The sequence below is a fragment of the Photorhabdus kayaii genome (genome assembly GCF_025384895.1).
GTDB classification, from domain to species: Bacteria; Pseudomonadota; Gammaproteobacteria; order Enterobacterales; family Enterobacteriaceae; genus Photorhabdus; species Photorhabdus kayaii.
In genome coordinates, this window is the sequence record NZ_JAJAFZ010000126.1 from 1 (window position 1) to 4,761 (window position 4,761).

Below are 4,761 nucleotides of genomic sequence, written 5' to 3' on the forward strand. Positions count from 1 at the left end.
AAATGTAACATAGCTTTCGACCTTCTTTTCCCATCGGATCAGTATCCGGCGAAAGCGATTCATCCAGCTATGAGTCCTCCCGACAACCCATCTTTGAGCTTTAAAGTCCGTATTTTGGCAGGTATCTGATTCTTCCTTGCAAGACTGGATGTGCGGCTCGTAGTGCCGACTTTGTAGATAGCCAGCCATTCAGCATCATATCCCTTATCCAGACACAGACTGACCTTTTTACCGGGCTTGCCTGTCTGAAGTGCATCAAGCGTATCCACAACGAGTTTGATATCGTGAGTGTTTGCCGCGGCAACAACGAGTGAAAGAGTAAGCCCTTTAGCATCTGTCATGAGGCTGCGTTTTACGCCTTGTTTCCCTCGGTCCGTGGGGTTACGACCTGTTTTTTTGTCCCTGCTAAAGGGGATTTGGTCATGCAGCCATCCAGTGATAACCACGACCAGTCGATGCTCGCAGGCCAGTAAACCGTTCTGCCAGAAGCGTTCAAAAATGCCTGCGTCACGCCATTCCTGAAAACGACGGTGAGCAGAACTTGACGAACATTATTCCTGTTGCATTCAGGGCGTTCCATTGGCAGCCCGTTCTGAGCACAAAGAAGATAGCATCCATAGCGGCGCGGTTATCAACACGTTTGCGATGTGTGCCTAGCGGATGCTGAGTTTTATATTCGGGGATAAGTGGCGCCATTTTTCCCCAAAGTTCATCACTGAGCCGCCATTTATTGTTTGCCATATTCTCTATACCTTCAGAAATTATCCGTTATAGAATATGATAATTCCTTTTGGGATAGGTTCTTAAACTCTATTTCAATGAAAATAATAGTAGAATGAAATTACTAGAGTGAATGAAGTAAATACTGCATAAGGATGATGATCACCATGTTTAACAATAGAGCTGTTGTGCTGAGTATACTATTAAGTGCCGCAAATATTACCGGCTCATCGGGTCTCATGATTTGGGTAGATACCGTGCTTAAAAGCGGAGGAATGATTTTATCTGTTTACTTGGCATTATAACAAATTCTGGCATACTCTATTTGCTATTCACAATTATGGTATTTTTAGCTAATACCATTATGCAACCTATTTTTTTCTCTTATCTAGGATTATATTCAAAAAACTCTCTTTATACTTTGGGTATGCAATCAGGTATTTATGTATTTATTACTATGATCATCCTTTTTTATACTATTTATTTAGGTGTTGGCGTTGAAGACATCATTTCTGGATTTACAATATTACTAATTTCTTCAATAGTTATTTCGACTATTTTTCACTTTACCATTAACTCTAAAAAAACAATAAATCCAACATAATTATTATATTAAAAAAATTATTGCGCAATGAAGAGACATAATAATGATGGGTATTTCACACGAACAAAAATCAACCGCACTGACTAATAATACAGTCTAACTTCCTTTTTCAATAGAAGAAACATTCATAGTTTTCAACGCTGATTTTGCATCATTTTAGACTACAATCAATAAGGGGCTTCAATTATATCATCTGAAAAATTCAAATATTTATATACTTACAGAAAATATTTATTTTATGCCAAGTGATGAGGATGATATAGATACCACACAATTGAAAGATACGCTATTACAAATGCTTATCTTAGTAATTATGAAAGATAAAAAGCACCCTAAAGTGCTTTTTATAAAATCATTGATGATAAGCAGTAAAGATATAATAATCATACCCTATATTAGCTTGCTAATACCTTTTTATTTCTAAAGTAAGTACTGAGTAAAGTAAAGAAAGTAAAAAGCATCAATAATATCCAACTTAAATTATAGCTACCTGTAATATCTCTTAATATCCCTACTAATGGCGCAATAACAATCACAGAGACTTGGTTAGCAGTCATAGCCAAACCTAAAGCAAATCCCATCCTATCTTTAGGAGCTGTATCTGCTATATAAGCGACCCAAGGGCCATACCAACCTACTCCAAAGAAACCAAGTAAGATCATTAATGAGAATAAAAAATAATAACTATCAGTTTTAATAAAAAATAAAATCGTGACTCCAATTAAAGAACAAAATAAGCAACATAATACTTGAAAATATCTATTTGTTTTTGTTCTGTCACTCCAAGCAGCTAAGGCTATTCTTCCTACACCCCCAGAGACAAGAGCTGAAAATAATAAAGTTGCACCTATAGATGGCGAAATTTTTAGCTCTTCATAAAAATAAGAAATTAGATAAATAACCACACTATATTGAACGGCTGTTAAACAAGCCCCAGACAACATAATATTAAACATCGCAGGTTCTTTAACCATTAATATTTTATTTCGGATAGTCGATATAATATTAATGTTCCGTACTTGCTTTGCTCTAGGATCTTTATCTTTATAAAAGATAAAAAAGAGTGTAGCCCCAAAAATAGCAATGCATCCACTAGCAAAGAAAGCAAAATGCCAATTAAAACGTATTGCCAAAAATGGTAGGATTAAACTCGCTAAAGCCCCTCCTAAAGGTAATCCTGCTTGTCTAATCCCCATAGCAAAACCTAACTGACTTTTTGGAAACCAATTAGAAACGGATTTGGCTCCACCTGGTTGCGCAGAGCTATATCCAATCCCAAGAATAAATAAGAGTATGAGAATCGCATAATAGTTATCAAAAAATAGGGTAAAACATAGAGTCATTCCAACTAAGAAAACACCTATACTTACCACGTACTTTTCATTAAACCTATCAAGTAATTCTCCAACTACTAGTAAACCAACTAATGGTGCAAGTTGAGCAGACGAGACCAGTAACCCAATTTGGAATGCAGATAACGACATCTGTTGTTGCAACAATGGCGCGATAGAACCTATCCCTTGAACAAAAAAACACGCACATGCTTGCGTTATCGTAGCTATAAATAACACTGTCCATTTATAACTTTCAATATTTTGATTTATCACGAATTAACTATCCTAGAAGATCTTTATAAAAAATCACGGTAGATTCACTTTGCTCAAGCTTAATTTCCTTAATATATGTCATCTTCCTACTCTAATATAGTTAATATAATAAAGACCAATTTGGTTCAGAGGATTTGTATTATTTTTCAGTTTAAAACCAAACTGTCTTTACATTTATTTACATTTTTATTCTTTCTAAAATTTTATTTTATTCATAACTTTCAAAAAGTTATATTCACCTTTATGGAAAAAACATCTTTTTTCAAATAGAACAAAAATATTTCCGAAAATAATATTTAAATCCATTTTTTCAAAAAATTATGCATTTTTTATTTAAATACTAACGTAATATGCGAATACTAGTACTACAGCCGTAGATACCAGAAAGTTGCATTTTCCTTGATGCTCACAACTCTGAGAAACCGCATGAATTAAGCTTTTCTGTGGGTGTCTTTTCTGTTGAAAAAAGTAAGTACGGCTGTAGTACTAGCTTTTTTGTTGTTTCCGCACGAAGCATATTCAAAGTCAGATCATATACAAGCCAGAATTTCAACTGTATTAAAAACCCTATCGGGCTTTTATCCTTATAACGTAGCCCCCATTGGACAAGGGTTAACGAAGGCTTTCGCTAATGACTATCATATTCCAAATCGGGGATAATACCTTGCCAGCCAAATTGTTGTATTAAACGCTGCCATGATACATCCCATTTTGCCGTAAGCGATAATTTCTCACCCGTAACAGGATGATTCAACTCAAGACAACTGGCATGAAGCATCAACCGGCTGGTTTGATAATGAGCAGCAACCCCTCTGTTTTGCCGTAAATCGCCATGCGTTGTATCACCAATAATGGGGTGACGAATATGTGCCATATGGCGTCTTAATTGATGTTTTCGGCCTGTTTTCGGTGTCAATTCCAACAAACTAAAACGTGATGTAGGATAACGACCTATTTCTACCGGACACTCCACCGTTGCCAGTGGTCGGTAATAAGTCACACTGGGTTGAGCCTCTTTATCACCCTCTGCAAATTTATCCGCGATCTTATCCAGCTCCTCAACCAGAGGGTAATCAATAATAGCTGATTCCAACACATAACCGCGCACGACGGCGTGATAAGTTTTTTGTAACTGATGATGTTCAAACTGTTGAGAGAGCTGACGGGCAACATCGCTGGAAAGCGCCATCAGCAATACGCCTGACGTCGGTCTATCCAGACGGTGTACAGGGAAAACATGCTGACCAATCTGATCACGCAATGTCTGCATAACAAAGACCGTTTCATGACGCGCCAACCAGCTACGATGAACTAACCACCCCGCTGGCTTGTTAACTGCCACAATATGATCATCCTGGTATAACACTTCCAACATATCAGACGTTATCCTGCATAAATAAGCGATCCAACGCACGAAGATGTTCAAACAGTTGCTGGTAACGCCCGGTAGTATCTTCTTTATAAGACTCCTCAAAGTAAGGCGCGATAGCAAATGCCGTAGGCAACGCCAATCCCTGCTCCAACAATGCATACATTCTCGGAATCAATACCCACTGCAACCACTCTTCAGCTAACATCCGATCAATGGAAAACGGCTCAACACTTTCGAAAGCTTCCGGTTTAGGCGGATGACTCTGCCACAGGTCAATTTCCCTCATGGCTTCTTCAATTAACTGTAATTTATGCAGAATTTGTTTTGCAGTACTCATATTTTCAGCCTGACTCAATTTTTATTCAAAACAACCAAGCCCGCAAGAATACCATCGATCCCCCTTAGCTGAAAATTTGCTTGCTCCACCAAATAAGAGAAGGGAGCGCACAAGCGCTCCC

General features: G+C 37.6%; 3 protein-coding genes and 1 pseudogene. All 4 read right to left on the bottom strand.

Going from position 1 to position 4,761, the window contains the following annotated elements; translation table 11 throughout:
- Window positions 1-741 (bottom strand): annotated as a pseudogene (locus tag LGZ98_RS22905) (IS5 family transposase); the annotation flags it as partial.
- 978 nt (window positions 742-1,719) lie between these two features.
- Window positions 1,720-2,931 (bottom strand): MFS transporter, encoded by a 1,212-nt coding sequence (locus LGZ98_RS22910; RefSeq protein ID WP_205068537.1) that lies wholly within the window; start codon window positions 2,929-2,931, stop codon window positions 1,720-1,722.
- A gap of 628 nt (window positions 2,932-3,559) precedes the next feature.
- Window positions 3,560-4,306 (bottom strand): tRNA pseudouridine(65) synthase TruC, encoded by a 747-nt coding sequence (gene truC, locus LGZ98_RS22915; RefSeq protein ID WP_113041585.1) that lies wholly within the window; start codon window positions 4,304-4,306, stop codon window positions 3,560-3,562.
- Between the two features lies 1 nt (window position 4,307).
- Window positions 4,308-4,640: a YqcC family protein gene (locus LGZ98_RS22920; RefSeq protein WP_011145040.1), complete on the bottom strand. Its 333-nt coding sequence runs from the start codon at window positions 4,638-4,640 to the stop codon at window positions 4,308-4,310.
- Window positions 4,641-4,761 lie beyond the last annotated feature (121 nt).

Coding starts and splice junctions, on each gene's coding strand:
- truC (WP_113041585.1), bottom strand. CDS start 4,306: ATGTTGGAAGTGTTATACCAGGATGATCATATTGTGGCAGTTAACAAG.
- LGZ98_RS22920 (WP_011145040.1), bottom strand. CDS start 4,640: ATGAGTACTGCAAAACAAATTCTGCATAAATTACAGTTAATTGAAGAA.